Genomic DNA, 26,618 nt, shown 5'->3' on the forward strand with positions numbered 1-26,618 from the left:
GACGGGCCGTCAGACGCTCAGAGCACCTTCAGCCGCACCAGCGCCCCCAGCGTCAACGCCCCCGGCAGCAACGGCAGCCAGAGCGTGATGACGCGGTACGCCAGCACCACCGCCGTCGCGACGGCCGCCGGCGCGCCCGCCGCGACGAGGGCGACCACGAGCGCCGCGTCCACCGAGCCGAGGCCGCCCGGCGTCGGTACCAGAGCCACCGCCACGGTGGCCGCGAGATACGCCACCGCCACGTGCGGCACGGGTATCCGCAGCCCCAACGCCAGCCCGACGGCGGCCAGTCCGGCCGCCTGGAGCGAGGGGAAGGCCAGCGAACCGCCCCACAGGGCGAGGACCCGGGACGGCCGGGTGTGGACCGAACGGGCCTCGCTCAACGCGGTGCGCACAAAACCGGACACCGTCGTACGCAGCCGCCGCACCAGCAGCAGCGCGAGCGCGGCGGCGCAGACCGCCCCCGCCGCGGCGGCCGACAGGACGGTCGCCGACCCGTCCGGGAGCAGCGGGCCGAGGCGCAGCGCACCGGGGAACGCCAGCAGCAGGGCCAGCAGCAGACCCAGCCGGGCGACGGACTCGGCCAGCAGATACAGCGCGAGCGCCGCCGACGAACGGGCCGGCGGCACCCCGCAGACCGTCATGAACCGCAGGTTCACCGCGCTCGCCCCGAGGCCGGTGGGCAGCAGGTGGTTCGCCGCGCCGGCCGCGCACTGCGTGGCCAGCAACCGCCGGGCGGGCAGCCGTTCCACCAGGGCGCCCTGCCGGGTCACGGCCGCCGCCACCCACGTCAGACAGGTCGCGCAGACCGCCGCCGCCAGCCAGGGCCACCGCGCGGACGCCAACTGCCCGAACCCCTCCACGAGCACGGAACGATGGCGCACGGCGAGGACCAGGACAAGGGCGAGGGGCAGCAGGCACAGGATCCGGCGCACCGGGACACGCCTGGGGAGCCCCCGGGGGAGCCGTATCGCTGTCACACCGGGAGACGTTCTCCGTCACTCCCCAACGGCGGGTTGCGGCCACGGGGACGGGCGGTGACCGGCACGGGACTTCACCGCTCGCGGACATCGTCGGAGGAGGACCCCTTGACCTCAAGATTGGTTGAGGTTTTAGCGTCCTTCCCATGAGTATGGAGATGACCGCCTGGAGCCAGCTGCAGGGCTTGTCGAACGCCCGGCGGCCGAGCCGCCCCTTCGCCCGCGCCACGTTACGGCGCGTCGGCGCCTTCGCCCGTCCACATCGTCGCCGTATCGCGTGGTTCGTCGCGGTCAGCGTGATGACCGCCCTGCTCGCCGTCGCGACACCCGTGCTCGCGGGGAACGTCGTGGACGTGATCGTGTCGGACGGGGACGAGGCACTCGTCGTCCGCCTTGCCGTGCTCATCGCCCTCATCGCGGTCGCCGAGGCGGCCCTCGGGCTGCTGGGCCGCTGGCTGTCGGCGAAACTCGGCGAGGGACTCATCCTCGATCTGCGGACCGCTGTCTTCGATCATGTGCAGCGCATGCCGGTAGCGTTCTTCACACGTACGCGTACGGGAGCGCTCGTCAGTCGTCTCAACAACGACGTCATCGGCGCCCAGCGGGCGTTCAGCAACACCCTGTCCGGAGTGGTCGGCAACCTGGTCACCCTGGTCCTCACCCTCACCGTCATGCTCACCCTGTCCTGGCAGATCACCCTGCTGTCGCTGGTCCTGCTGCCCGTGTTCGTGATCCCCGCCCGCCGGACGGGCGCCCGGATGGCCCGGCTCCAGCGGGAGGCGGCCGACCTCAACGCGGCCATGGGCACCCGGATGACCGAACGCTTCTCGGCGCCCGGCGCCACCCTCGTCAAACTCTTCGGACGCCCGGCCGACGAGTCCGCGGAGTTCGCCGAACGGGCCCGCCGCGTCCGGGACATCGGCGTGCGCACGGCCATGGCCCAGTCGGCGTTCATCACCGCGCTCACCCTGGTCTCGGCCCTGGCCCTCGCCCTGGTGTACGGCCTCGGCGGCTGGTTCGCGCTGCGCGGCACCCTCGAAGCGGGCGCGATCGTCTCCCTGGCCCTCCTGCTGACCCGCCTCTACGCCCCGCTGACCGCCCTCGCCGGTGCCCGCGTCGAGATCATGAGCGCCCTCGTCAGCTTCGAGCGGGTCTTCGAGGTGCTCGACCTGAAACCGCTGATCGACGAGAAACCGGACGCCCGCGAGGTGCCCGAGGGGCCGGTGTCCGTGGAGTTCGAGGACGTCCGCTTCGGCTACCCGTCCGCCGACAAGGTCTCCCTCGCCTCCCTGGAGGAGGTCGCCGCGCTCGACACCCGGGGCGGCACCGAGGTCCTGCACGGCATCTCCTTCCGCGCCGAACCCGGCCGCACGATCGCCCTCGTCGGCTCCTCCGGCGCCGGCAAGTCGACCGTCGCGCAGCTCCTGCCCCGCCTGTACGACACCGACGCCGGCAGCGTCCGCATCGGCGGCGTCGACGTACGCGACCTGAGCGCCGAGTCGCTGCGCGGCACCGTCGGCATGGTCACCCAGGACGGGCACCTCTTCCACGACACCGTCCGCGCCAACCTGCTGCTCGCCCGCCCCGCGGCCACCGACGACGACCTGTGGGAGGTCTTGCGCCGGGCCCGCCTCGACGACCTCGTCCGCTCCCTGCCCGACGGCCTCGACACCGTCGTCGGCGAACGCGGCTACCGGCTCTCCGGCGGCGAACGCCAGCGCATGACCATCGCCCGGCTGCTGCTGGCCCGCCAACGCGTCGTCATCCTCGACGAGGCCACGGCCCACCTCGACAACACCTCCGAGGCCGCCGTCCAGGAGGCCCTCACCGAGGCCCTGGAGGGCCGCACCGCCGTCGTCATCGCCCACCGCCTGTCGACCGTACGGGCCGCCGACCAGATCCTCGTCGTCGAGGCCGGCCGCATCGTGGAACGCGGCACCCACGACGAACTCCTCGCCGCGGACGGCCGCTACGCGCAGCTGTACCAGACGCAGTTCACCAAGGACAGGCCGACGGCGACGGTCGCCTAGGAAGCGCCTGAACCCCGGACCGGGCCCCCGCCCGTTCCGGGGTTCAGCCCTCCACGCCGGTCGAGGTGTGGGCGGAACCGACCGGCTTCGACTCCGGGGAACCCCGCTGGCGCAGATAGATCGAGAGGATCGCCATGGAGGCGATGGCCAGGAACTCCGACTGCCAGTTCTGCAGCGTGCGGTTCCAGAAGTCCGCCGACATGACGTACGCGCCCCAGCCGACCGGAGCCTGGAGCTGCCTCAACTGCTCCTCGTCGTACGCGGCGACACCGGTGACCGACTGGGCGAGCCAGGACAGTAGGAAGATCGCCCCCATCGCATACCCCAAGGAGCTGGCGTACAGCTTGAGGCGCACGCCCCCGGCCGCCGCCCACCGAGGGGAGTCCGGCCCGGCGTGCGGCCCCACACGCTGCTCCTCGTCCGACTCCACACCGATCTTGTCCAGGCTCTTGGACTCCGGTGAACCGCGCTGGACCAGCCAGACGGTGAGGAAGAGGAACAGGAAGAACTGGAGGTACTCGGACTGCCAGTTCTCCATGAGGTCGACGGCGAAGTCCGAGGACGTGACGTACTCGCCGAGGGTGATCTCCTGGAGGTCCTCCGCCGCGAGCTGGTTGTTGAAGTCGGCGTGACCGGCGAACGCCTGCCCGACCACGGCCAGGGCGAACAGCGTCAGGAAGGTCAGCCCCAGCCCGTTGTCGCGCAGGAACCGCCGTACGGATCCGCTCACCGGTGCAGCACCCCCAGCGTGACGCAGTAGGCCAGACCGCCCGCGATGACCAGCAGGCACAGGACGAACATGGTGCGCACCGGGTCCTCACCCGCCCTTCAGAAGACACTGGTAGGGCCGCTGCGGACGAGGCGTGCACCCGGCGGCGACGACCTTCCAGCCCTCGGAGAACCGCGACAGGAACAGGGTGTCACCGGGGAACCGGACGCGGGCCTGCCGCCCGTACACGTCGACGCCCGCGCCCCGCTCCCCGGCCGCCTCGACGGTCGGCACGTCCTCCTCCAGGACGCCCTCAGCGCACGCCGTACCGGCGGACTGCTCGACCTCGTCGCGGACGGCCGGGGCCAGCAGCCCGCACACGGCCGCGCCGTCGCCCGCACCCACGGCGCGTTCGAACGCGAGGGCCGCGTCCAGGGCGGCCGTGCGCCGCTCGTCCACCGAACCGCAGCCGGCGGCCAGCGCGAGGGGCACCAGCACGGTCCCCGTCACCACCACCGTTCGCCACCGCCGTCGCCAGGGCATCCCGCCGCCTCCCGTCCGACCGTCCAGGGACGTGTCGAGGGAAGGTAACCCGCCTCACGGTTCGGGGAGGGCGCCGCGCGAGGGGTACGGGCCCGCCGTCCCCCGGCCGGGGCAACCCGCGCTACGACCCGGCGGCGCGGGACCCGTCCACCGGCAGCCCGTACACGGCGAAGGCGCGCCGGATGACCGGCTGGGCGACATTGCGCACCCGTACCCCGCCGCTGGTGATGCCGTGCTCGGTGCCCAGATGGGCGTGGCCGTGGACGGCGAGGTCGGCGCCCGAATCGTCCATCGCCTCCGCCAGCAGATAGCTGCCGAGGAACGGATAGATCTCCAGCGGCTCGCCGACCAGGGTGTCCGGTACGGGGGAGAAGTGGGTGAGCGCGATCCGCACCGCGCAGCCGTCCGCGGCCAGCCCGTCGAGGGCGCCGCGCAGCCCGTCCGCGAGACCCCGGGTGTGGCGGACGAACGCCTTCATCTCGGGTTCGCCGAACTCGCTGCCGCTGCGCCCGGCGAAGCCGCCGCCGAACCCCTTCGTCCCGGCGACCCCCACCCGTACCCCGTCGACCTCGACGACGGTCCCCTCGCCCTCCAGTACGGTCACGCCCGCCGTCCGGAGGACGTCCGTGACGTCGTCGGGCCGCTCGGCGTGGTGGTCGTGGTTGCCGAGGACGGCGATCACGGGCACGGGCAGCCCCGCCACCTCGTCGGCGACGACCCGGGCCTCCTCGGGGGTGCCGTGCCGGGTGAGGTCTCCGGCCAGCAGCAGGAGATCGGCCTGCCGGTGCAGGGTCTCGAACGCGGGGCGGAGCAGTCCTCGGCTGTCCGGCCCCAGATGGATGTCCCCGACGGCGGCGACCCGGATCACGACAGGTCCTCCGGATGGTCGGGCGCGGTCACGTCGGCCAGCGCGATGTCGGCCCGGACGGCGATGCCCGGCAGCTCCTCCGCCGCCAGACGCAGGATCGCCTCGCGGTCGTGGGCCGTGGACGCGGTACCGGTGATGTGCACGGAGTCGCCCCGGGCCTCGATCCGCATCCCGAGTTCGGCGAGATCCCCGGCGGCGAGCCGTTCGCCCAGGTGGGCGATGCGGTACTCGGTGTTCGGCGCGGGGTGCCCAGGGTGCGCGGGGTGCGGCGCGGGGTGCGCGGTGTGGGCGTCGTCAGGTTCTGTCGCCATGGCCGGTCTCCTCCGGCTCGATCACATGGAGGCGTTCCAGCAGGTACAGGAAGGCCGCGGGCATCGGTGCGGCACCGCACTCCCGCCGCACCCGGGCCCAGTCGATCTTCTCCCGCAGGGTCCGGGCGAGCGGCAGCGCGGAACCGAAGTCGCAGTAGTGCTCCGAGAACGACAGCAGCCGCCCGATGAGCAGGTCCGTCGCCGACAGCACCGGCATCCACACGGACTGGACCGACAGCACCTCCGCCCGGTCCAGCAGCTCACGGCTCACCGGTACCCGGGCGGGCCGGAAGATCAGGTCGACCTCCTGGCCGTGGCTCCGGGTCTTGAGCAGCCAGTCCTCGGGGGGCTGGACCACCGCCAGGCCCGCCGATTCCAGGGTCACGGTGACCGCGTCGATGTCCTCGGGCAGGACACAGAAGTCGACGTCGTGCTGGAGGGTGCCGGGGCCGCCGTGGGCGTACACGGCGACACCGCCCGCCAGCGCGAAGGGATGGCCGCCCGCCTTGAGCAGCGAAGCGACCTCCTTGGCCGCTTCGAGAATCGCCTGGGTGCGGTCCGGAGGGAGCCCGTCGTCGTTCGGGTCGGCGAGATCGTCCGCCGACCGGGCTCCGTTGTTCCGCGTCTTCACGCGCCGCCTCCGGCCGCCGCGAAGAGTGCGGGGCACCGCTGGAGCACGAACGGGTTCTCCATGCCTTCCACGATAGTGCGGCTCCCGCCGATGGCGAGGCGGACGACAGGACACTCTCCGAGGAGGCGTCTGGCGGCGGCACGTGTTCCTCATCCGCGCCAGACGCGTTCGATCTCCTCGAGAGCTCGGCGCCACCGAGGACGTCGAGCGGGCACATCTCGCCGCCTCGGCGCTGACCGACGTGCCCGCGGCGCTGAGCCTGCCCGCGCTGGTCGGCGCCGTGCAGGACCAGGTACGGGCGGCCGAGGAAGTCGCCGCGGCGGTGCGGGCCGCGGAGGACCGTGTGGAGCGACTCCGGGCCGCCTGACGCGGTCCAGTGATCCGCGGCGCCGACCTGGCTGATCGTCACCGAGTCACCGTGTCACCGGGGTCGCTGGGGTCACCGGGGTCACCGGCTGAACGTCCACGGGTAGTCGCCGCTCCCGTACAGTCCGTGCTGTGCCCCGTGGCGGCCGTGCCCGGCGGTCGCCAGGAGAGGAGACATGGACACCGAAGCCGGTTCCGGACCGCTCCCGTACGCCTCCGGGACGGGCCCTCGGCCCGTTCCCGAAGTCGAGCGCCAGGTCGTCGAACGGTGGCGGTCGGGTGGAGGCGAGCTGGTCGAGCTGTTGACCGAGGTGCGCGCACGGCTCGGTGGTGTCGCGGCCTTCCGCCTCGGACCGTCGCCCACCGTCCTCGTCACCGACCCTCGGGCGGTCCAGCACGTCCTCGCCCTGCACCCCGAGCGGTACGTCAAGCGCTCCCACCGTGCCCGTCTCCTGGTCGGCGACGGTGTGCTCGCCGCCACCGGGGCGGCCTGGAAGAGCCAACGCCGACTGCTCCAGTCCCAGTTCACCGGCACCGGCATGCGTCGCCACGAGCACCGGATCGTCGCGGCCGCCCGGACCACCGCCGAGCGCTGGGACACGTACGCCCGTGACGGCCGGCATCTGGACGTCGGGCGCGAGATGCGCCGTTTCGCCCTGGACGCCATCTGGCGCGCGCTCACCGGACATCCCCTCGACGACACGACCGAGCACGAGCTGGGCGCCGTCGCCGGTGTGGGGGCCGCCCTGCCGACCCTGCCCGCCGACGCCACCGCCGCCCGGGACGCCGTCGCCGCCGATCTCGCCCGGATCGACGGGGTCGCCCGGCACGCCATCGAGGCCGCCCGGAAGGGGGAGGCGGGCCCCGACGGCCCCGGCGTCCTGCACGTCCTGCTCGGAGCCGCGCGCGAACGCCCGGAATACACCGACCAGTTGATCCGCGATGAGCTGGTCACGCTGCTCGCCGCCGGACATGAGACCACCGCCACCACCCTGACCTGGCTGTACCTGCTCCTCGACCGGTATCCGGGCGCGCGGGAACAGGCGCTCGCCGCCGGCGGCGACGGCTCACCGCGGCGCCGCCAGGCCGTCCAGGCCCTGGTGCACGAGACCCTCCGGCTCTACCCGTCCGTCTGGATCCTGCCCCGCCACGCCGCCGAGGCGGACACCCTCGCCGGCCACACCGTTGAGGCGGGCACCGACATCCTGGTCTGCCCTTACCTCACCCACCGGGACCCCCGACTCTGGGCCGATCCGGACGAGTTCGTCCCGCGCCGCTTCACCGCCCCGGACGGCCGCCCCACCCACCCCGGCGCCTACTACCCCTTCGGCGTCGGCCCCCGTGCCTGCCTCGGCCTCCAGTTCGCCCTGCGTGAGTCCACCGTCCTCCTCGAACACCTCCTGCCCGCCCACACGGTGACGTTCTCCTCCACCCCCACGAGGACCGTGTACGGCATCACCGTCCGCCCCGACGGCCCCACACCCGCGACCCTGCGACCGCCGGTCACCTGAACGCGGCGCTCAACGCAACCACCGGGCCATGAAGAGCGCCTGCTCTCCGGCCGACTCCGTACCGTCGTAGAGGGAGGTGTCCAGGCCGCAGAAGACGAAGCCGAGCCGGAGATAGGCGCGAATCGCGGGGGCGTTGACGTTGCTGACCTCCAGCCACACGTGTCCCGCCCCGCACTCCTCGGCGAAGTCGAAGGCGTGGCGCATCAGGGTTCGCCCGATTCCCTTGCCGCGCCAGGCCGGTGCGACCTCGATGTCACAGATGGTCAGCCGACGGTTCCACGTGTCGAAGGACGCCTCCACGAACCCGAGCACCCCGCCCCCGTCTCCGTCGCAGGCGACCACCGTCCGGCACGGCCCGGGAACGGCGTCCTCCGCGTCGTCGTCCTCGACCGGGAAGACCTTGCGGAGGGGAGGGTCCGCCGGCGTCTGACGGACGGTGAACCCCTCGCCGGTCGCGGTCACCTGGAACACCGAGTCCGTGGTGAACGACCCGTCCAGCCCGGCCAGGGCCTCGTCGTCGTCCGGCCGCGCCAACCGGTACACGACGGTCCCCGCCGTACCGGGTGCCGCCGCGTCGTGGGCCGTCGTACCGTGTGCCACTGCTTCGTCCGCCGTCGTACCGGGTGTCGCCGCTTCGTCCGCCGTCGTGTCGCCCGCTGCCGTCTCCATGGCTCGACCGTACGCCCGTACGCCCGTCCGCCCGGGCGATCGGCGAAGAAGGGCGCCAGCTCCTCGCCTGCCGATGCACCTCTCGGCGTCGGCGAGCGGGGCGCTCGGGAGCCCGACAGGGGCCGTTCCACCACGGCTTTCGCTGAATCGCAACGTCGGTCCCACTGGCGGGTCGCCGCACGCACCCCTCGTCGAAACATTTCGATGTCCGCAACGAATCTTGCGAGAGGTATTGACGCCGCTCACAGGCTCCTTATGATCCGAAGCGGTCGACACTTCGATGCTTGTTCGAAATCACGCACAAAGTCGGGCTGTTCATGCGCAAGTCGGGCCGTTCCGCTCGCGAGGCGGAACAGACCCGGGATCGTGCCCACCGAAATGGTTCGAGACGCAGGGAGTACGTCGCTCATGTGTGTGTCATGCACTCGTCAGCCCGGCGGCGACGGCCGATGCGGGACCGTCACCGGGCACGACCCTCACCAGTCCAGCCGTCCCCCGGCGGGGTCGGCCGGGAGCCGCTCACTCAAGAATCAAGAGGTCGTCATGCGCACAGGAAGCTTCAGCCGCAAACGTCTGTCCGCCGTGCTGGCCGCCGCGACCGCGGCGCTGATCTCGGCGGGGTCGCTCGTCGCCAACCCGGCCCAGGCGGCCACCAGCGCCTGCTCCCTCCCGTCGACCTACCGCTGGACGTCGACCGGTCCCCTGGCGCAGCCGCAGAACGGGTGGGCCTCGCTGAAGGACTTCACCAACGTGACGTACAACGGCAGGCACCTGGTCTACGGGACGAACTACTCGGGATCGGGCTGGGGCTCGATGATGTTCAGCCCCTTCACCAACTGGTCGGACATGGGGTCGGCCCGCCAGAACGGCATGAGCCAGTCCACGGTGGCGCCCACGCTTTTCTACTTCGCGCCCAAGAACGTCTGGGTCCTGGCCTACCAGTGGGGTCAGTGGCCCTTCATCTACCGCACGTCCAGCGACCCGACCAACCCCAACGGCTGGTCCGCGCCGAAGCCGCTGTTCACCGGGAGCATCTCCGGCTCCGACACCGGCCCGATCGACCAGACCCTGATCGCCGACGGCCAGAACATGTACCTGTTCTTCGCCGGGGACAACGGCAAGATCTACCGGGCGAGCATGCCGCTCGGGAACTTCCCGGGCAACTTCGGCTCCTCGTACACGACGATCATGAGCGACACGAAGGCCAACCTGTTCGAGGCGCCCCAGGTCTACAAGCTCAAGGACCAGAACCAGTACCTGATGATCGTCGAGGCCATGGGCGCGGGCGGACGCTACTTCCGCTCCTTCACCGCCTCCAGCCTGAACGGTTCGTGGACCCCGCAGGCCGCCAGCGAGAGCCGGCCCTTCGCCGGCAAGGCCAACAGCGGTGCCACCTGGACCAACGACATCAGCCACGGCGACCTGGTCCGCAACAACCCCGACCAGACCATGACCGTCGACCCCTGCAACCTCCAGTTCCTCTACCAGGGCAAGTCCCCGTCGGCGGGCGGCCCCTACAACCAGCTGCCCTACCGCCCGGGCCTCCTCACCCTGCAGCGCTGACCCCTCCCGTCCGGGAGGCATCGGTGAACGGGTGCCTGACGGGGATCTCCACGTCCACGTCAGGCACCCCTGCGTGCGGGGCGGCGGCTGCCGGACGGTGGTGCCTGCCGCCTCAGTACTGTCACTTCGCATGACCGACACAGAGATCGAGATCACCGCGGACCTGGTTCGCGCTCTGCTGCGTGAGCAGCATCCAGATCTTGCGGGGCTGGCCGTCCGGGAGGTGGCGGGCGGCTGGGGCAATCAGATGTGGCGCCTCGGAGACGAGTTGGCGGTGCGCATGCAGCGCATGGATCCCACTCCGGAGCTCCAGCTCAAGGAACGGCGGTGGCTGCCGGTGCTGGCCCCGCGCCTGCCGCTCCCCGTGCCGGTCCCGGTGCGGTTCGGTGAACCGTCCCCGCCCTTTCCCAAGCACTGGACCGTGATGACGTGGGTTCCCGGCGAGCCTCTGGACCAGGGCTCGATCAGCCGCGGCGTCCACGCGGCCGACACGCTGGCGGGCTTCCTCCGGGCGCTCCACGTGGAGGCGCCCGCCGAGGCGCCGGTCTCCACGGACTTCGGAGCCCATCCCAGGAGCTGCACGGGCGGCTTCGAGCACTTCTTCAGCGCCGTTGTCCCCGATGACATCGCGGCCGACGTCCGGGCCGTCTGGGACGCCGCCGTCGCGGCCGACGAGTGGGAGGGCCCGCCGGTGTGGGTGCACGGCGACCTCCATCCCGCCAACGTCGTCGTCGCGGGCGGAACGCTCTCGGGCATCGTCGACTTCGGTGCCCTGTCCGCCGGCGACCCGGCGTGGGACCTCGCCGCCGCATGGGTGCTGCTGCCCGCGGGCACGGCCTCACGGTTCTTCGACACGTACGCGCACGCGGACGAGGCGGCGATCCGGCGCGCCCGCGGGCTGGCTGCCATGAAGAGCCTGTTCCTGATGCTCATGGGCCAGAACGGGGAACGGGGCCTCCCCGGCGGCAAGCCCCACTGGGGACCTGCGGGCCGGGCGGCGCTCGATCGTGTTCTGAAGGGCGTTTGAGGCACGCTCTTCCCGGTTCCGCCTCACCCCTGAACCGATGACGGGTACCCGGCAGGGGCCGCCGGGCTGCTCCTCCTCGGCCTGAGGGCAATGAAGGAAGAGAGGAAGCTAGGGAGAGAACCGTGCATCGGTCTGACGAGGAACTGCTGGATTTCGATACCGGCGAGCTGGAGGACTGGGACGAGGAGCGCACACGAGCGGCTCTTGACGGCGCACACGGCGCGCTCTACCGCAACCACCTCCACATCGCCCTCCACCTCGACCAGTGGGCAGAGGCCGAAAGCCGGCGTACCGACACGGACGCGGGCTACAAGGCGGGCTATACCCAGGCCCTGCGGGACATGGCCGCGTTCCTGCGGCAGACCTACTACCTTCCCTGAGCCCCGGCGAGGCATTTCCCCCGGACGCCCTGGCTGACGTCGCCGACGCGGCGTTCGGTGACGACGCGTGCCGTTCGGTGCGGACCGCCGGAATCACGCCCATTAGGCGTGCCCGCGCGGCAGGGGCCCGACATGAGCGTGGCGGCCAGGGCGGGTGGCGGCGTGGCGCTGTCCGGGGCCCGGGCCGCCGCGGGCGGCCAGGGCGTCGGCGACAGCGCCCGTGGCGAAGGCGTAGACGGCTTTGTGCAGCAGGTCCACGACGAGTTCCTTGCGGGGCCAGGTCTGCGGCGGGGCGCCGACGCCGGTCGCGTTCTCCAGAATCTGGTCGTTGGTGAGGCGGACGACGGCGAACTTGGCGGAGGCGACCGGTCCGCGCAGTCCGGCCTGGGCCATGACCGACCGGAGCACCCCGAGGAGGGCGGCCTGGCCGAAGTGCATGCCCCAGTTGGCGGGCAGCGGCTGCGGGCCGGGGCGTTCTGGCAGGCCGGTCAGTCGCCCCAGGACCCGTGCGGGCACGTGGGAGTCGGGCCGACCGGTCACGGCCTGCTCGATCTTCTCGCCCAGGGTCATCGCGACGCCTCCGGCGGTACCGGCGAGCAACCCCTGCCACAGTGCGCGCTTGATCATGCGTGGCGAGTACCCGGTGCGAGCGTCCTCACCCACCGGCCGCGCGGCGGCAGGCGCCCGTGGGCGCCGGCGCGCGGGGGGCGCCCCGGCCGTCCCGGCTACGCCGATCGCCCCGGCCGTCCCGACCACGTGTCCCTGTGTCTCCCTCGCCGCCCCGGCCGGTACACGGACCGCGCACAGTCTCGGCGAGATCTGCGGCCCCATGCACAGCATCGGAGTGGGTGGCGGACACAAGTGCGGGTACCCGGGGCGCGAATTGCGCGAAACGGATATTTTCGACCTCGTCGGATCCCGTGGACCCACATGAACATGACCCCACCGGATCCCACCCATCAATGCGGAGGATGCCATGTCCTTGGTCGAGAAGCTGCTCGACGCCTACCCCGCCGAGACCGGGATGCCGCCCAAGATGCTGGCCGAAGCGGTCGACAAGCTGTACGAGTGCGCCGGTGTCTGCCTCACCTGCGCCGACGCGGCCGCCGCCGAGCAGGACCCGGAAAAGATAGTGATGTCCATCAAGTGCGTGCGCCTGGACAACGACTGCGCCGACCTGTGTACGGTCGCGGCCCGGATCCTGGCCCGCCAGACGGGCTACGACGCGCCGACGACGATGGCGATCATCGAGGCGACCCGCACCGTCCTGCGCGCGAGCGCGGACGCTGCCGAGGAGTTCAAGGGAACCCCGTACTTCGAGCTGTCCGCGAAGGAGTGCCGCGAGACCGAACAGCTGCTTGGCCGGCTGGCCGAGCAGATGGGCTCGAGTGACGCCGGCGAGGGGTACCCCACGTCACCGCCCAGCGCGACGACACCTGCCGGAGCCTCCATGGGGGGCGAGACGGAGGCAGCTGAAGCATCAGAAACGCCTGAACCATCGGAGACATCCGAGGCGTCCCAGGAGGTCTCCGAGGAGCAACTCCGCGAGATGAACATGGACGAACTGCGCGACATGGCCCGCGACAGGGGCCTCAGCGGTGTTCACGACATGCGCAAGGAGGACCTCATCGAGGCGATCAGCGGGAAGCGCGGATCTTGAAGCGCGGACAACTGGCACGCGGACGGGTGAGCCGGACGGACCGGCGTCAGCAGGGCCTTGACACGTCAAGGCCCTGCTGGGGAACCGCGCGGCTGGTGCGACGGGCGCGGGCACGCCCGGCGGCCGTGTACCAGCCCACCCCCAGCACCACAGCCAGGGCCGCCTCCGCCATGTCGCCGCCGTAGTACATCCATTGCGCCCCGTTGTGCACGTCGGCGGGAGCGAAGTCGGTGCCGGGCGGCGGCACCGCGTACAGGCTCTTGGCGAGCACCGCGTGCCCGGCGCCGGCGGCCAGCAACGTGGTACCGCGCACGGCAACGCTCCAGCGACGGCGCACAGGATCGAGCTGGCACACGGCGAAGGTGAAGACGAGCCCTGCCGCCAGCATGTGCGCGTGCACCACGCCGTGCAGCAACGGCTCGTGCCGCATGACTGCGAACAGTTCCGTCCGGTACAGCAGCCAGAGGCCGCCGACGTCCAGCAGGGCCGCCAGCGGCGGGAAGACCAGCCAGCCCACGGGACGGGACCGCGCGAGGGCCCGCAGCCGTGGTCGTGCCGGGCCGGGCCCGAGGGCTCGCAGGGCGAGGGTGAGGGGACGGGCCATGACGAACAGCAGCGGGGCGGCCATGCCCACGAGGAGGTGCTGGATCATGTGCCCGGTGAACGCCCCGCCCCCCACCGCTCCCCCCGACGCCCATGCGGTACCGATGCCCCCGGCGGTGAACGACACGTCCCGCCAGCGGGGCCAGGCATCCCCGCGGCGCCGCAGACGCCCCGCGGCCAGCAGATACGCCACCGCCACCAGCAGCGCGGCCACGGCGGTGAGCAACTGTCCCGTCCCGGGTCCGGTGGCCGCGCCGGGGTGGACGTGCGTGAGTGTCACGACGCCGGCCCGGCCCCGCTGCGGCGGGCCGCACGCAGGGCCAGGATCCCGCCGATGAGCAACAGGACCAGACCGGCGGTGTTCCACGCCCAGTCGTAAGCAGTGAGATCCACCCCGTACCGGATCTGGTGCAGACGCAGCAGTTTGTGATCCACGATCCCGTCGAACAGCTGGAAGCCACCCAGCCCGAGGAAGAAGCCCGCCCACGCGTGGGCCGGCGCCAGGGCCCCGCGGCGGCGCAGATCGGCGTAGAGGAAGAACCCCGCGACCAGAGCCAGCAGTTCGGCGGTGTGCAGCAACCCGTCGGACAGCAGACCCATGCTGGAGGTGGAGCGGTCGTAGAAGTGGTGCCACCCCAGGACCTGGTGGAAGACGATCTCGTCGACCGACGCCATGACCGCCGCACCCATCAGCGCGCAGACGGCCATGGACGTGCGGGGTGCGGATCCGTTGCCCGGTACGGTGTCCGACCGGACGGAGTCGCTCATGGCTCTTCCTTCCTGCCTCGACGACGACGTGCCTGCCTCCTGGGTACAGGGCGCAGAGGAACGCCGCCCGTGCTCGGTCCCGTCGGAGCCGGAGCCGGAGTCCGGTCAGGTCTCGTCGCCCTCTGCGGTGTCCGGTTCGGCGCGCTTTTCGGCGCCTGTCTCCAGGTAGCCGGGGTCGTCGCCCGCGGCCCGGCCCACGAAGACGTCGTTGGGCGTCGTGCCCGTCGTACTGTGCCGGTCCGGCGCCTCGGTGTCCGGCTTGCCGCCCGTGTCCTGCGACCGACCGGAACGGACCTCCATGGAGGGTTCGGTCGTGCCACCCCCCAGGTGTTCGCGGACCCATGACCACACGGACATGCTGCCTCCGATCAGAAGATGCGTGCCGACGCCGACGGCCGGTTCTCCGTGCCCTCGGCACTCGGCGCCGCATCCGGTTGGTTCACCGTCGTGTGCGGCGCGCAGCGACGGCCGCGACCAGCACCAGGATCCCGGCGAGCCCGGTGAACACCTTCTTGGCGGCGGCCAGGGACGTGCTCAGTCCGAAGGCGTCGCGCATCCGGTCGTACAGACCGAGGGGGACGCCCAGGACCGCGTTGCCGGGCGGGCGCCGCGGGATGACGGGGTGGGGGTGGGTGGGTGCGCTGCGCCGCACCGTGTCCCAGGCCACGCCGAGCCGGCGCAGCTGCGGGGCGGGCATCGCTTGCTGCAGCCGGGGCAGCACGAGGTCCTCCTCGTCGCGGATGTCCTGCCGTATCAGTGCGAAGACTTGTCGTACCTTCTCCTCCCGCTCGGGAGAACCGGGATTCAGGCGTTCGATGTCGGCGACGAGATCGTTGATCTGCTGGTGTTCCTCCTCGACCCGCGAGGTCAGCTCGTGCCCGCCCTCGGTCGAACGCCGGACGGCCGGCCACAGCACGGTCTCCTCCGCGAAGGCATGGCTGAAGACCAGCCGGACGGTCTCCCGCAGGACTCGTTCGCGGTCCTCGCCGTCCGACAGGGTCGGATAGCGGTCCATCAACCTGTCCATCTCGGCATGATCCCGGCGTTGCCGGGCCAGCACACTCCCCAGGCCGCCCAGTCGCTCGACCGTCTGCTCTCTGATCGTCTCGGGCATGGGTCTCTCCTCCGCGCAGAACAGGACCGGCCGCAGCGCCCGTCCCCCCAGCCGCTGCCGGCAGTGTCCGTGGGCGAGTACCCCGCTCCGGCGCGGCGCACCGCATGTGATGTTCCCGCCCGCGGCTCGGCGCGCCGCATGTGATGTTCCCGCCCGCGGCTCGGCCGGGTCCGGTCGCCGGGCGGCATCAGACGCCGGTCAGCAGGTCGCCCTCCTGCACCGCTGTCAAGGACAGCGTCTTGTAGCCGACCTGCTCGAACAGCACGACGAGACGGTCCTCCTCCGTGTGCATCACCGTGCCCGCCCCCCACTCCGCGTGACGAACCCGCTCGTTCGTCTCGTAGGGCCCGCTGTGGCCGGGCGGGCGAGCGGCGTCCCGGTGCCCGGCTCCGGTGGCGGGGTGCTCGTCCTCGCGGTCACAACCGTCGCACCGTCCGCACCGTTCGTCGAGCTGCTCGCCGAAGTAACCCAGAAGGTACTGGCGGCGGCAGGTCGGCGTCTCGGCGTAGCCGCGCATCATCTCGATGCGCGAGCGGTCGACGCGCCGTCGCCGATCGAACACCTGCGCCGCCTCTGCCGCGGCCTCGTCCGCCGTGCGCCCGGGGACCGCCCGGACCGCGCGGCGCCTGCCCTCGACCGCCACCGCTCTCGCCTCTTCCAGCAGGTTCAGCAGATCGCCGGCCTTCCGGCGCGACAGACCGCACAGCTGCGCGGTCCGGCTGCGGCTCAGCGGGGCGTCCTCGTCGAGCAGTGCGGTCATGATTTTCCGCAGTGCGTCGGCGTCCAGGGCCCGGGCCGTGAGGAACTTCTGCAGTCCCAGGTCCTCCGGCCGGTAGAACAGCACCGCGTCGGCCGGTTCCCCGTCCCGGCCGGCGCGTCCGATCTCCTGGTAGTAGGAGTCCAGGGACTCCGGGACGGACGTGTGGGCGACGAACCGTACGTCCGGCTTGTCGATGCCCATCCCGAACGCGGAGGTGGCCACCACCACGGCGGGAGCGCCGGACATGAAGCCGTCGTGGATCCGGCGGCGGTCGGCTGCCTTCATACCCGCGTGGTACGCCTCGGCGTCGACGCCGTCCTGCCGAAGCCGTTCCGCGTACGCCTCGGCGTCCTTGCGGGTGGCGGTGTAGAGGATGCCCGGGGCGCGGGCCCGGGCCGTCCAGCGGGCGGCGGCCTCGCGTTTGGACGGGTCGTCGGTGAAGGTGCGCACCGCCAGATGGATCGTGGGCCGGTCGATCCCGGTCGTCACGACGTGGGCGTCGCGCATGTGCAGGTGCTCGGCGATGTCCGCGCGGACCGGGGCCGCGGCCGTCGCCGTCAGAGCGAGTACCGGCGGGCGGCCCAGCCGTTCGGCGGCCTCGCCCAGGTTCAGGTAGTCGGGACGGAAGTCGTGTCCCCAGGCGGAAACGCAGTGGGCCTCGTCCACCACGAACAGCGAGGGGCCCAGTTCCCGAAGCTGTTCCACGACACTGTCCTTGGTCAGCTGCTCGGGGGAGAGGAACAGGTATTCGGCATCACCGTCCTGGATCGCCCGCCAACCTGTCTCGGTGGCCGACCGGGGCTGTGCGGAGTTCACGGCCACGGCGTCCGGTGCCGCGCTCTCCCGCAGGCCGGCGACCTGGTCGCGCTGCAGGGCGATGAGCGGCGACACCACGACGGTGGGACCACCCAGCAGGACGGTCGGCACCTGATAGATCGCCGACTTGCCCGAACCGGTGGGCATGACAACCAGCACGTCGCGGCCCTCCAGCAGACGGACCGCCCCACCGCCGTACGGCAGGCCATCCACGCCTGCCTCAAGGGCGGCACGGTGTTCGTCCTCGGCGTCTTCGCCGGCGGGGTCGACAAGTTCCCGCTGGGCGCGGTGATCAACAAGGGCCTGACCGTGCGGGGCGCCCAGCAGCACGGCCAGCGCTACATCCCGATGCTGTTGGACCGGCTGGCGGCCGGAGAGCTGAGCACGGCGCACCTGGCGACCCGTACCGTGCCCCTGGACGAGGCGCCGCGGGCGTACGAGATGTTCAAGGACAAGAACGACGGCTGCGTACGGGCGGTGATCCGGCCGGGCGGCTGACCGCAGTCCACCGAAGGCGGTCCCTGGCTCCCCTGCGGGCCGACATGAGTTCCCTCACACCCTTCGAGTCCGGAGCGTGCCCCTGTACAGTGAAGACCGCCCTTGACCTGCACAAAGCAGGCAGGGAGCCGTCTTCCAGGAGTTCAACATGCTGCGCACCATGTTCAAGTCCAAGATCCACAGAGCGACCGTCACCCAGGCCGACCTGCACTACGTCGGGTCCGTGACCATCGACGCCGATCTGCTCGACGCCGCCGATCTGCTGCCCGGCGAGCTCGTGCACATCGTGGACATCACCAACGGGTCCCGGCTCGAGACGTACGTCATCGAGGGTGAGCGCGGTTCCGGAGTCATCGGCATCAACGGTGCCGCCGCCCACCTCGTGCATCCCGGAGACCTGGTGATCATCATCAGCTACGCTCAGGTCTCCGACGCCGAAGCCCGGACGATGAAGCCCAGGGTGGTGCACGTGGACGGTGACAACCGGATCGTGGCCCTCGGCGCGGACCCGTCCGAGCCGGTGCCGGGCTCGGACCAGCGGCGCAGCCCGCAGGCCCTCACGGTCTGACCACGCTCGCGGCCGCGCCGACGCCGACCGCACGCGAGGAGAACCGCATGAGCGACATCGACATCCGCGACGACCGGGCCGGCGGCCGCCTGGAGGCATTCGCCGGGGACGAACTGGCCGGGCACATCCAGTACTTCGTGCTGGAGGCCCCACAGCGCGCCCTCGTCCCGGTCCACACGATCGTCGAGCCCGCGTACGAGGGCCAGGGGATCGCCGGTTCGCTGGCGCGGTGGCTGTACGGCACGGCGGAACGCGAGGGCATCGTCGTCGCGCCGCTGTGCCCGTACGTCGTGAAGTGGGCGGAGCGGCACCCCGACGAGGCCCCGGCGGCCGCGCCCGAGCTCCTGCGGGCCGCCAAGGACTGGCTCGTCGCCCACCCGGAGGGGTTCTGATGGGCGGTGTGCTCGCCCTGCTGCACACCTCCCCCCTCCACATCCCCGTCTTCGACGCCCTCCGCGACGAGGCCCACCCCGGCCTGGAACTACGGCACTTCGTCGCCGAGGAGCTGCTGGCCCGCGCGTCTGCCGACGGCCCCGCGTCGGTCGCCGGCGATGTGCGGACCCTGCTCGACGAGGCCGTCGCCGGGGGCGCCGCGGCCGTGCTGTGCACCTGCTCCAGCATCGGCGCCGTCGCCGAGGCGGCCGATGTCGGCGTGCCCGTGCTGCGGGTGGACCGTCCGATGGCGGCCGCCGCCGTGGCCGCGGGGCCACGGATCGTCGTCCTCGCCACCGTGCGCAGCACCCTCGCTCCCACGGTGGCCCTGATCGAGGAGGAGGCCACGGGACCGGTGGAGATCCGCACCCTTCTCCTCGACGGTGCCTGGGCGTTGTTCGAGGCCGGCGACACCGAGGGCTACGCCCGCGCGATCGCCGCGGCCGCCGACGAGGTCACCGACGCCGACGCGATCGTCCTGGCCCAGGCGTCCATGACGCCCGCCGGGCAGTGGACCACGACCCCGATCCCCGTCCTGTCCAGCCCTCGACCGGGGCTGGCGGCGGGAGCGGCGGTGGTGCGGCCGACCGGACCTGGAACGGCGGCGGTCCGGCCGAGCGGGTGACTGTCCGTGGGGTGCCGGGGTACCCGTGGGACAAGTCCATGGCCGACACCCACTGGCTGGAGGACACGATGACCCACCCAGAACCGGACCCCGTGCGGCCCGGCCCCACGCCGGGCCCCGGCCCCGACCGCCCCGAACCCGTCCCGGCCCCCAACCCCTACCCCGACCCGGTCCCGCCACCGGAGCCCGCCCCGACGCCGGAGCCGGACCCCGTTCCCCAACCCCCGGGCCCTGACCCGATCCCGGGCGAACCGACGCCCAAGCCCCTGTCCTGACGGGGCCGATGGGCAATCGAACGACAAGTGGCCCGGCGTGAACCTCTTCACGCCGGGCCACTGCACGTCCACCGCGGGGGAGTTCGCCGAACGACACATCACGGCCCACGAACGCCGGGGACGACCACCCACGACCGACCGGCCCGCCAAGCCCTCCCGCTGCCCGGCCACGACCGACGGGCCCCGTCAGGCCGTCCCGCGACCAGCCGGCGACCGACCGGCCTCGCCAAGCCCTTCCGCCGGCTGGCCACGACCGACGGGCCCCGTCAGGCCGTCCCGCGACCAGCCGGCGACCGACCGGCCTCGCCAAGTCCTTCCGCCGGCTGGCCGCGATCGACCGGCCTCGTCAAGCCGCCCCGCAGCCCGGCCACGGCCGACCGGCCCGCCGAAGGGCCCCGGCGGTCAGTCCCCCCTCCCCGTCGGCCCCGCTTCGGTCGATGCCTACGCCTCGACCTCGGACCGGTCGCCGCCCCACAGCGTGTGGAACGAGCCCTCGCGGTCCACCCTCCGGTACGTGTGCGCGCCGAAGAAGTCCCGCTGGCCCTGCGTGAGCGCCGCGGGCAGCCGCTCCGCGCGCAGGGCGTCGTAGTACGCGAGCGCCGCCGCGAAGCCCGGCGTCGGTACGCCCTGCCGGGTCGCGGCCACGATCACCTCGCGCCAGTCGTCCTGCGCCGCGGCGATCTCCTGCGCGAACGTCTCGTCGGACAGCAGGCTCGGCAGGTCCGGCCGGGCGTCGTACGCCGCGCGGATACGGTCGAGGAAGGCCGCGCGGATGATGCAGCCGCCGCGCCAGATGGAGGCGACCTTGCCGAGGTCGATGTCCCAGTCGTACTCGGCGCGGGCCGCGTCGATCTCGTGGAAGCCCTGCGTGTACGACACGATCTTGGAGGCGTACAGCGCCTGCTCGACACGGTCGGCGAACGCACCCGCCTCGGCCTCGCCGAGCGGCGCCGCCTTCGGACCCGCCAGCGTCCGCGAGGCGTCCCGCAGCGTGGCGTGCCCCGACAGCGAGCGCGCGAAGACGGCCTCGGCGATCCCGGAGACCGGCACCCCCAGGTCCAGCGCGATCTGTACGGTCCAGCGGCCCGTGCCCTTCTGCTCGGCCTGGTCGACGACCACGTCCACGAACGGCTTGCCGGTCGCCGCGTCCACGTGCGCCAGCACCTCGGCGGTGATCTCGATCAGATACGAGTCGAGGCGCCCGGTGTTCCAGGTGCGGAAGATCTCCGCGATCTGCGCGGGGGAGTAGCCGGCCACGTCGCGCAGCAGCTGGTACGCCTCGCCGATCAGCTGCATGTCGGCGTACTCGATGCCGTTGTGGACCATCTTCACGAAGTGCCCGGCACCGTCCGGACCGACGTGCGTGACGCACGGCGCCCCGTCGGCGGCCTTCGCGGAGATCTTCTCCAGCATCGGGCCCAGGGAGTCGTACGACTCGGCCGGGCCGCCCGGCATGATGCTGGGTCCGTTGAGCGCGCCCTCCTCACCGCCGGAGATGCCCGCGCCGACGAAGAGGATGCCCTGCTCGCGCAGCGCGGCCTCGCGACGGCGGGTGTCGGCGAAGTGCGCGTTGCCCCCGTCGATGATCATGTCGCCCGGCTCCAGCAGCGGCGCGAACTCCTCGATCACCGCGTCCGTGGGACCGCCGGCCTTCACCATCACCACCAGGCGCCGGGGGCGTTCCAGAGCCTGGACGAAGTCCTTGGCGGTCTCGGCCGCGATGAAGTCGCCCTCGTGCCCGTGCTCCTCCACCAGCGCGTGCGTCCGCGCCGCGGTGCGGTTGTGGACGGCGACCGTGTAGCCGTTGCGGGCGAAGTTGCGGGCGAGGTTGCTCCCCATGACCGCGAGGCCGGTGACGCCGATCTGGGCTGAAGTGCTCATGCGGTTGGCTCCTATGGATCCTGGAATCAGTGGTGCCGGTGAATCGGTCGAGTCGTGATGCTGAAGTCGTGGTGCTCACGTCGTGATGGACAAGTGGTGCCGGTAGGTCCTCATATCGGTGCTGCCGTCAGTGCTCGCCAGTATTGCCCTTCCGGTCATCCTGACGTGTGGCGGCTCCGTGCGCGCCGCGCGGCACGTCGTGCTTCAGTACGCGGAAAGGGCCCCACCTGCCTCAATGGACCGCGCAACCGGCGCCTTTCACGCGCCGCACTCGCTCACGCGTGCGCCGGACACGGGTACTTACGCGCCGGGACAGGTCGTTTCCACGCCACGCACGGGGTGCGTGCGGCTGGATTTTCGTCTTGTCATGGCCGGTTCGTGGCGCTTACTTTTGCGGCTTCGTGGCAGAGGCGAGGGGGGCTACTCCATGGCCGTACGCGGCCGGCACCGCCGGTACCAGCCGAACAGAATCAACCGTGCTTCACTCACGGTCACAGCCGGCGGCGCCGGCATCGCACTCCCGCTGATCGGCACGGGAGTCGCCGAGGCGGCCGACGTGGACACCTGGGAGAAGGTCGCGGCCTGCGAGTCCACCGGTGACTGGGACATCAACACCGGCAACGGCTACTACGGCGGCCTCCAGTTCAGTCAGTCGACGTGGGAGGCGTACGGCGGAAGGGCCTACGCCGCGCGCGCCGACCTGGCGACCAAGGAACAGCAGATCGCGATCGCCGAGAAGGTGCTGGACGGCCAGGGCCCCCGCGCCTGGCCCCACTGCTCGGTCCGCGCGGGCCTCACCCGCGGCGGCGACGCGCCGCGCACCATCGAGGACGTCAAACCGCAGACCACGCCCCAGTCCCAGGCGGGCAAGGTCGAGATGTACACGGTCGTCCGGGGCGACACGCTCTCCGAGATCGCCGAGTCCGAGGAGGTCAAGGGCGGTTGGCGCGGGCTCTACAACGCCAACCGCGGGATCATCGGCTCCGACCCGGACCGCATCCTCCCGGGCCAGCGGCTCAGCCTGACCTCGGCCGCCCCGAAGAAGGAACACAAGAAGGACCACAAGAAAGAGCAGTCCAAGAAGGAACAGCCCAAGAAGGAGGAGAAGAAGGAGCAGAAGCGGGAGCAGCGGACCGACCACCGGCAGCAGTCCGGGTCCCTGGTCGCTCCCGTGAACGCCTCGCTCGGCACCCCGTACCGCGCCTCCGGGTCCTCCTGGTCGAAGGGCTACCACACGGGTGTCGACTTCCCCGTGCCGACCGGCAGCACCGTGAAGTCCGTGGCGTCCGGCCAGGTCGTCACGGCGGGCTGGGGCGGCTCCTTCGGCTACCAGGTGGTGATCCGCCACGCCGACGGCCGGTACACGCAGTACGCGCACCTGTCGGCGATCTCCGTGAAGGCCGGGCAGGGTGTGAGCGCGGGCCAGCGCATCGGCCGGTCGGGGTCCACGGGCAACAGTTCGGGCCCGCATCTGCACTTCGAGGTGCGGACGGGGCCCGGTTTCGGCAGTGACGTCGACCCGATCGCCTATCTGCGGGCGGGAGGGGTGCGTCTCTGACGCGCCGACGTACCGGCGGGAGGCCCGCTCCGGGCCTCCCGCTCACGTCTCCACGTGGTCCTGATGCCGGCCTCCCGCTCACGTCCCCACGTGGTCCCGATGGCGGTCGGCGTGCGGCCGCGGCACATACAGCTCGCCGTGGAACGGCCCCAGGTCCAGCCCGGCCGGACCCTCGCCCCCGGAGCCGCCGCTCCCGGAGCCGCCGCTCCCGCGGAACGGAGCCGGTACGAGCACCCGCTGGTCGAGGCCGAGCGAGGCGTCGGCCGCCGACGGCACCCCGGCGGACCGCGAGGGAAGCCCCGCGAGCAGCCGCTCCACGGCGAGGGCAGCCTCCCGGTCGGCGGCCGTGGACGCGTCGTCCGCGCCCTCGCCCCTGACCCGCTCGGGCCGCGTCTCGTCATGGAGCCGCTCGGTGGTGAGCAGGATCAGACCGCCCGCCGCGACGACCCCGCAGCCCAGCGCGAGGAGGGTGCCCGTGGTGCCGTAGCGGAACGTCTCGCCGAACATCGTGATACCGACGGCCGCCGCCACCACCGGGTTCACGACGGTCAGGGTGGCGAGCGGGGCCGCGAGACCGCCGCCGCGGTAGGCGGCCTGGGACAGCAGCAGACCGGCCGTGGCGAAGACGCCGATGGCCGCGAGGGTCGGCAGGTCGGCGGGGGCGACGCCGTCCGTCCAGTCGACGGCGACCGTCTTCGTGAACACCGAGGCCATGCCGAACGCCACGCCGGACGCCACCGCCAGCAGGATGCTGCGGATCGCGGGATGCCGGTGCGCCGCGTGGGCCGCCGTCGTCAGCGCCGCCACCGCACCCGCGCTGACCATGGCCACCAGCACGCGGTCGGCGGTGCCCAGGGACTGCGTGTCGGCCGCGCCGACGAGGGAGAGCAGGCCCGCGAGACCCACCGTCGCCATGATCGCGCCCCGCCAGGCCGTCGCCCCGGCCCTGCGGCCCACGAAGAGCGCCGCCATGGGCAGGGCGAAGACGATGGTCAACGCGCCCAGCGGCTGCACCAGGCTGAGCGGGCCGTACGCCAGGGCAACCACGTGCAGCAGCCCGCCGAGACCGTTCAGTCCGACGGCGGCCCACCAGCCCGGGCGGCGCAGCGGCGCGTAGGTACGGCCGGGGGAGGACACCGCGACACGCTCCTGCACGATCGCACCGCCCGCGTACGCCACGGCGGAGACGAACGACAGCAGCACGGACAACGCGAGGGCGCTCATGTGCGGCTCCTCGGCGAGGGGCGGGGGCGCTCGGCCCGCCGCTGCGAACGGTCGGCTTTCATGGTGACCACGATGCCTCGCGAACGCGTTCGCGTCGTCGTACCTGAGCACTCATTGAGTCGTACTGCCGATGGAGTACGACTCGTCGCCCGTCATCCTCAGGAGGGGCGACACGGGGTGCACCCCTCCCGCCGAACGCGCCGGTGGCCCCTGGTACTACTCGACTCCGTGGATCACGCCCCCGACCTCACGGACCTCTCGGCCCTCGGCGGCTTCTTCGTACTACGCACGGGGGAACCACCGGGAGGCCCCCTGCCCACGCTCGCGGAGGCGTACGCGGCACGGGATGCCGATGTGAGTGAGGAGGTTTACGCGAATCCCGTAATTTTCCGTGTCCGAAAGGTCGCGGACAGCGTCCGGGCCTCCGAGCCGCGCGTCGCCGCCTCCCTCATGCACCTCGGCCTGGCCGCCCGGCTGTGGTCGGTCGCGCTCGGCGCCGCCGCCCTCCATGACCGCGTCCCCGATCTCGACCCGCGGTTGTTGCGCTGGGACCCCGGCGCGAGCGCCCCCGACGAGCTGTGGCCGGCCGGCGTACGGATGCTGCCCGCCGACCGGATCGGCGAGGTCGTACGGGAGGCGCATCTGGTCCCGCTGGCGGCGGCCCTCTGCTCCCAGCTGCCCGTTTCCCCTCGTCTGCTGTGGGGCAACGCGGCCGCCGCGCTCATGGGCGCGGTGCGGCAGATCGACCGCTGGGCCGTCGTGAACGGACGCGCGGAGGTGGCCGTCCGGGCCCGGCGGCTGGCCGCCGGGCAGCTCGCCCACCCCGCTCTCGCCGGCACCCTCGACCCCGCCACCGACCGCCGCCGCAGCTGCTGCCTCTACTACCGGCTGCCCGGCGGCGGACTGTGCGGCGACTGCTGCTTCGACCGGCCACCGGCCCGGACCCGCCCGCCGGGCACCCCGAGCGGCCGCGGCTAGGCGGAGATCGCGGTCTTCCCCAACCGCCCCGTGTAGGTGACCATGTGGGAACGAGTCATGTGAGACAGGGGGTTCCGGGTGCGAGTCGGCCTGCTGACCCGGGAGTATCCGCCCGACGTCTACGGCGGCGCGGGGGTCCACGTCGAGTTCCTCGCACGGGAGTTGAGATCCCTCGTCGACCTCGACGTGCACTGCTGGGGCGAGGGCGCCGCGGGCGGCGTCATACGTCACCGCCCCTGGTCGGCGCTGGACGGCGCCAACGACGCGCTGCGCACGTTCTCCGTCGACCTGTCCATCGCCGCCGGCCTCCAAGGCCGCGAACTCGTCCACTCGCACACCTGGTACGCCAACCTCGCCGGCCACTTCGGCAAGCTGCTGCACGGCATCCCGCACGTGATGACCGCCCACTCGCTGGAGCCGCTGCGCCCCTGGAAGGCCGAACAGCTGGGCGGCGGTTACGCCCTCTCCAGCTGGGCCGAGCGCACGGCGATCGAGTCCGCCGACGCGGTGATCGCGGTGTCCGGCGCCATGCGCGACGACATCCTCGGCTGCTACCCGGCCCTGGACCCGGCCAAGGTGCGGGTCGTGCACAACGGCATCGACACCGCCCTCTACCGGCCGGACCACGCCACGGACGTGCTCGACCGCGTCGGCCTCGACCGGGCCCGCCCCTACGTCCTGTTCGTCGGCCGCATCACCCGCCAGAAGGGTGTGCCCCATCTGCTGCGGGCGGTCCGGGACATCGACCCGGACGTCCAGGTCGTGCTGTGCGCCGGCGCCCCGGACACCCCGGAGATCGACCGGGAGTTCCGCGACCTCTTCGAGGAGCTGAGCCGCGTCCGCGAGGGCCTGCACTGGATCCCGCAGATGCTGCCGCGCCCGGAGGTGATCCAACTCCTCACCCACGCCGCCGTGTTCGTCTGCCCCTCGGTGTACGAACCGCTCGGTATCGTCAACCTGGAGGCCATGGCCTGCGGGACGGCGGTGGTCGCGTCACGGGTGGGCGGCATCCCGGAGGTCGTGGAGGACGGCGTCACCGGCCTCCTCGTGTCCACCGGGGACGACTTCGAAGCTCAGCTGGCCCGCGCCCTCGACTCGGTCCTCGCCGACCCCGCGACCGCCGCCCGTATGGGTGAGGCCGGACGGGAGCGCGCGGTACGGGAGTTCGGCTGGGACGCGGTGGCCCGGCGGACGGTCCACCTGTACGAGGAAATCCTCAAACAGGGGTAGACGCACAGGACAGAGCACGGCACAACCGGGCGTAGAGGGG

Annotated in this window: 28 protein-coding genes and 1 pseudogene; 14 read left to right on the plus strand and 15 right to left on the minus strand. The window is 72.1% G+C overall.

Annotated elements, in window-relative coordinates:
• Window positions 1-17: 17 nt before the first annotated feature.
• A complete protein-coding gene (locus tag ACZ4Z2_RS08180) occupies window positions 18-935 on the minus strand; it encodes a lysylphosphatidylglycerol synthase transmembrane domain-containing protein (RefSeq protein ID WP_468073589.1) in 918 nt (305 codons plus the stop codon).
• 197 nt (window positions 936-1,132) lie between these two features.
• On the opposite strand from ACZ4Z2_RS08180, the gene ACZ4Z2_RS08185 reads away from it, so the two are divergent.
• Window positions 1,133-3,010, plus strand: coding sequence for an ABC transporter ATP-binding protein (locus ACZ4Z2_RS08185; RefSeq protein WP_468073763.1), 1,878 nt, complete (start codon window positions 1,133-1,135; stop codon window positions 3,008-3,010).
• Between the two features lie 43 nt (window positions 3,011-3,053).
• Here the strand turns inward: ACZ4Z2_RS08185 and ACZ4Z2_RS08190 are convergent, their stop codons facing one another.
• From ACZ4Z2_RS08190 to ACZ4Z2_RS08210, 5 genes are all read right to left on the minus strand, one after another.
• The gene (locus ACZ4Z2_RS08190; RefSeq protein ID WP_468073591.1) at window positions 3,054-3,740 is read right to left on the minus strand and encodes a DUF6766 family protein; all 687 of its coding nucleotides are present in this window, start codon (window positions 3,738-3,740) and stop codon (window positions 3,054-3,056) included.
• A gap of 87 nt (window positions 3,741-3,827) precedes the next feature.
• Window positions 3,828-4,262, minus strand: a complete 435-nt coding sequence (locus ACZ4Z2_RS08195) for a hypothetical protein (RefSeq protein WP_468073593.1) — start codon at window positions 4,260-4,262, stop codon at window positions 3,828-3,830.
• Window positions 4,263-4,383: 121 nt separating this feature from the next.
• Window positions 4,384-5,130 carry a metallophosphoesterase family protein gene (locus ACZ4Z2_RS08200; protein WP_468073595.1) on the minus strand — a complete coding sequence of 249 codons (747 nt, stop codon included), beginning with the start codon at window positions 5,128-5,130 and terminating at the stop codon, window positions 4,384-4,386.
• The gene (locus ACZ4Z2_RS08205) at window positions 5,127-5,441 is read right to left on the minus strand and encodes a hypothetical protein (RefSeq protein WP_468073597.1); all 315 of its coding nucleotides are present in this window, start codon (window positions 5,439-5,441) and stop codon (window positions 5,127-5,129) included. The genes ACZ4Z2_RS08200 and ACZ4Z2_RS08205 overlap by 4 nt, the downstream gene beginning before the upstream one ends.
• The gene (locus ACZ4Z2_RS08210) at window positions 5,425-6,072 is read right to left on the minus strand and encodes a nucleotidyltransferase family protein (protein ID WP_468073599.1); all 648 of its coding nucleotides are present in this window, start codon (window positions 6,070-6,072) and stop codon (window positions 5,425-5,427) included. Before ACZ4Z2_RS08210 ends, ACZ4Z2_RS08205 begins: the two co-directional genes overlap by 17 nt.
• Window positions 6,073-6,214: 142 nt before the next feature.
• On the opposite strand from ACZ4Z2_RS08210, the gene ACZ4Z2_RS08215 reads away from it, so the two are divergent.
• Complete coding sequence (locus ACZ4Z2_RS08215; protein WP_468073601.1) at window positions 6,215-6,439, plus strand: hypothetical protein; 225 nt, start codon at window positions 6,215-6,217, stop codon at window positions 6,437-6,439.
• A gap of 175 nt (window positions 6,440-6,614) precedes the next feature.
• Complete coding sequence (locus ACZ4Z2_RS08220) at window positions 6,615-7,949, plus strand: cytochrome P450 (protein WP_468073603.1); 1,335 nt, start codon at window positions 6,615-6,617, stop codon at window positions 7,947-7,949.
• A 9-nt stretch (window positions 7,950-7,958) separates the two neighbouring features.
• Here ACZ4Z2_RS08220 and ACZ4Z2_RS08225 read toward each other — a convergent pair whose 3' ends face one another.
• On the minus strand, window positions 7,959-8,618 hold the full coding sequence (locus tag ACZ4Z2_RS08225) for a GNAT family N-acetyltransferase (protein WP_468073605.1): 660 nt from the start codon (window positions 8,616-8,618) through the stop codon (window positions 7,959-7,961).
• Window positions 8,619-9,278: 660 nt separating this feature from the next.
• Between ACZ4Z2_RS08225 and ACZ4Z2_RS08230 the strand changes: the two are divergent.
• The 3 genes and pseudogenes from ACZ4Z2_RS08230 to ACZ4Z2_RS08240 form a co-directional block, all read left to right on the plus strand.
• A pseudogene (locus ACZ4Z2_RS08230) lies at window positions 9,279-10,181 on the plus strand (non-reducing end alpha-L-arabinofuranosidase family hydrolase); the annotation flags it as partial.
• A 130-nt stretch (window positions 10,182-10,311) separates the two neighbouring features.
• Window positions 10,312-11,208 (plus strand): phosphotransferase, encoded by an 897-nt coding sequence (locus ACZ4Z2_RS08235; RefSeq protein WP_468073607.1) that lies wholly within the window; start codon window positions 10,312-10,314, stop codon window positions 11,206-11,208.
• Window positions 11,209-11,330: 122 nt separating this feature from the next.
• Window positions 11,331-11,588, plus strand: a complete 258-nt coding sequence (locus ACZ4Z2_RS08240) for a hypothetical protein (protein WP_468073609.1) — start codon at window positions 11,331-11,333, stop codon at window positions 11,586-11,588.
• 102 nt (window positions 11,589-11,690) lie between these two features.
• On the opposite strand, the gene ACZ4Z2_RS08245 is transcribed toward ACZ4Z2_RS08240, so the two are convergent.
• Entirely contained in the window at window positions 11,691-12,215 is a 525-nt protein-coding gene (locus ACZ4Z2_RS08245; protein WP_468073611.1) for a hypothetical protein, read from the minus strand.
• A 349-nt stretch (window positions 12,216-12,564) separates the two neighbouring features.
• On the opposite strand from ACZ4Z2_RS08245, the gene ACZ4Z2_RS08250 reads away from it, so the two are divergent.
• A complete protein-coding gene (locus tag ACZ4Z2_RS08250) occupies window positions 12,565-13,248 on the plus strand; it encodes a four-helix bundle copper-binding protein (protein WP_468073613.1) in 684 nt (227 codons plus the stop codon).
• Window positions 13,249-13,294: 46 nt separating this feature from the next.
• On the opposite strand, the gene ACZ4Z2_RS08255 is transcribed toward ACZ4Z2_RS08250, so the two are convergent.
• The 5 genes from ACZ4Z2_RS08255 to ACZ4Z2_RS08275 all read right to left on the minus strand — a co-directional run bounded on the left by ACZ4Z2_RS08255 (window position 13,295) and on the right by ACZ4Z2_RS08275 (window position 17,456).
• A complete protein-coding gene (locus ACZ4Z2_RS08255; RefSeq protein ID WP_468073615.1) occupies window positions 13,295-14,131 on the minus strand; it encodes a cytochrome c oxidase assembly protein in 837 nt (278 codons plus the stop codon).
• Complete coding sequence (locus ACZ4Z2_RS08260) at window positions 14,128-14,619, minus strand: DUF2243 domain-containing protein (protein ID WP_468073617.1); 492 nt, start codon at window positions 14,617-14,619, stop codon at window positions 14,128-14,130. The genes ACZ4Z2_RS08255 and ACZ4Z2_RS08260 overlap by 4 nt, the downstream gene beginning before the upstream one ends.
• A gap of 105 nt (window positions 14,620-14,724) precedes the next feature.
• Window positions 14,725-14,976: a hypothetical protein gene (locus tag ACZ4Z2_RS08265; RefSeq protein ID WP_468073619.1), complete on the minus strand. Its 252-nt coding sequence runs from the start codon at window positions 14,974-14,976 to the stop codon at window positions 14,725-14,727.
• A gap of 82 nt (window positions 14,977-15,058) precedes the next feature.
• The gene (locus ACZ4Z2_RS08270) at window positions 15,059-15,733 is read right to left on the minus strand and encodes a hemerythrin domain-containing protein (protein WP_468073621.1); all 675 of its coding nucleotides are present in this window, start codon (window positions 15,731-15,733) and stop codon (window positions 15,059-15,061) included.
• Between the two features lie 187 nt (window positions 15,734-15,920).
• A complete protein-coding gene (locus ACZ4Z2_RS08275) occupies window positions 15,921-17,456 on the minus strand; it encodes a RecQ family ATP-dependent DNA helicase (protein WP_468073765.1) in 1,536 nt (511 codons plus the stop codon).
• Window positions 17,457-17,543: 87 nt separating this feature from the next.
• On the opposite strand from ACZ4Z2_RS08275, the gene ACZ4Z2_RS08280 reads away from it, so the two are divergent.
• The 4 genes from ACZ4Z2_RS08280 (at window position 17,544) to ACZ4Z2_RS08295 (ending at window position 19,432) form a co-directional block, all read left to right on the plus strand.
• Window positions 17,544-17,807 (plus strand): hypothetical protein, encoded by a 264-nt coding sequence (locus tag ACZ4Z2_RS08280; protein WP_468073623.1) that lies wholly within the window; start codon window positions 17,544-17,546, stop codon window positions 17,805-17,807.
• Between the two features lie 148 nt (window positions 17,808-17,955).
• The gene (gene panD / locus ACZ4Z2_RS08285) at window positions 17,956-18,375 is read left to right on the plus strand and encodes an aspartate 1-decarboxylase (protein WP_468073625.1); all 420 of its coding nucleotides are present in this window, start codon (window positions 17,956-17,958) and stop codon (window positions 18,373-18,375) included.
• Window positions 18,376-18,422: 47 nt separating this feature from the next.
• Complete coding sequence (locus ACZ4Z2_RS08290; protein WP_468073627.1) at window positions 18,423-18,767, plus strand: GNAT family N-acetyltransferase; 345 nt, start codon at window positions 18,423-18,425, stop codon at window positions 18,765-18,767.
• An 8-nt stretch (window positions 18,768-18,775) separates the two neighbouring features.
• Complete coding sequence (locus ACZ4Z2_RS08295; RefSeq protein ID WP_468073767.1) at window positions 18,776-19,432, plus strand: aspartate/glutamate racemase family protein; 657 nt, start codon at window positions 18,776-18,778, stop codon at window positions 19,430-19,432.
• A gap of 716 nt (window positions 19,433-20,148) precedes the next feature.
• Here ACZ4Z2_RS08295 and gndA read toward each other — a convergent pair.
• The gene (gndA, locus tag ACZ4Z2_RS08300) at window positions 20,149-21,588 is read right to left on the minus strand and encodes an NADP-dependent phosphogluconate dehydrogenase (protein ID WP_468073629.1); all 1,440 of its coding nucleotides are present in this window, start codon (window positions 21,586-21,588) and stop codon (window positions 20,149-20,151) included.
• Between the two features lie 427 nt (window positions 21,589-22,015).
• On the opposite strand from gndA, the gene ACZ4Z2_RS08305 reads away from it, so the two are divergent.
• Complete coding sequence (locus ACZ4Z2_RS08305) at window positions 22,016-23,146, plus strand: transglycosylase family protein (RefSeq protein WP_468073631.1); 1,131 nt, start codon at window positions 22,016-22,018, stop codon at window positions 23,144-23,146.
• A 78-nt stretch (window positions 23,147-23,224) separates the two neighbouring features.
• On the opposite strand, the gene ACZ4Z2_RS08310 is transcribed toward ACZ4Z2_RS08305, so the two are convergent.
• Window positions 23,225-24,370 carry a DMT family transporter gene (locus ACZ4Z2_RS08310; RefSeq protein WP_468073633.1) on the minus strand — a complete coding sequence of 382 codons (1,146 nt, stop codon included), beginning with the start codon at window positions 24,368-24,370 and terminating at the stop codon, window positions 23,225-23,227.
• Between the two features lie 228 nt (window positions 24,371-24,598).
• On the opposite strand from ACZ4Z2_RS08310, the gene ACZ4Z2_RS08315 reads away from it, so the two are divergent.
• Both ACZ4Z2_RS08315 and glgA read left to right on the plus strand, forming a co-directional pair.
• A complete protein-coding gene (locus ACZ4Z2_RS08315; protein ID WP_468073635.1) occupies window positions 24,599-25,348 on the plus strand; it encodes a (2Fe-2S)-binding protein in 750 nt (249 codons plus the stop codon).
• Between the two features lie 78 nt (window positions 25,349-25,426).
• Window positions 25,427-26,578 (plus strand): glycogen synthase, encoded by a 1,152-nt coding sequence (gene glgA, locus ACZ4Z2_RS08320; RefSeq protein ID WP_468073637.1) that lies wholly within the window; start codon window positions 25,427-25,429, stop codon window positions 26,576-26,578.
• Window positions 26,579-26,618 lie beyond the last annotated feature (40 nt).

The organism is Streptomyces sp. NPDC030183, assembly GCF_055573455.1.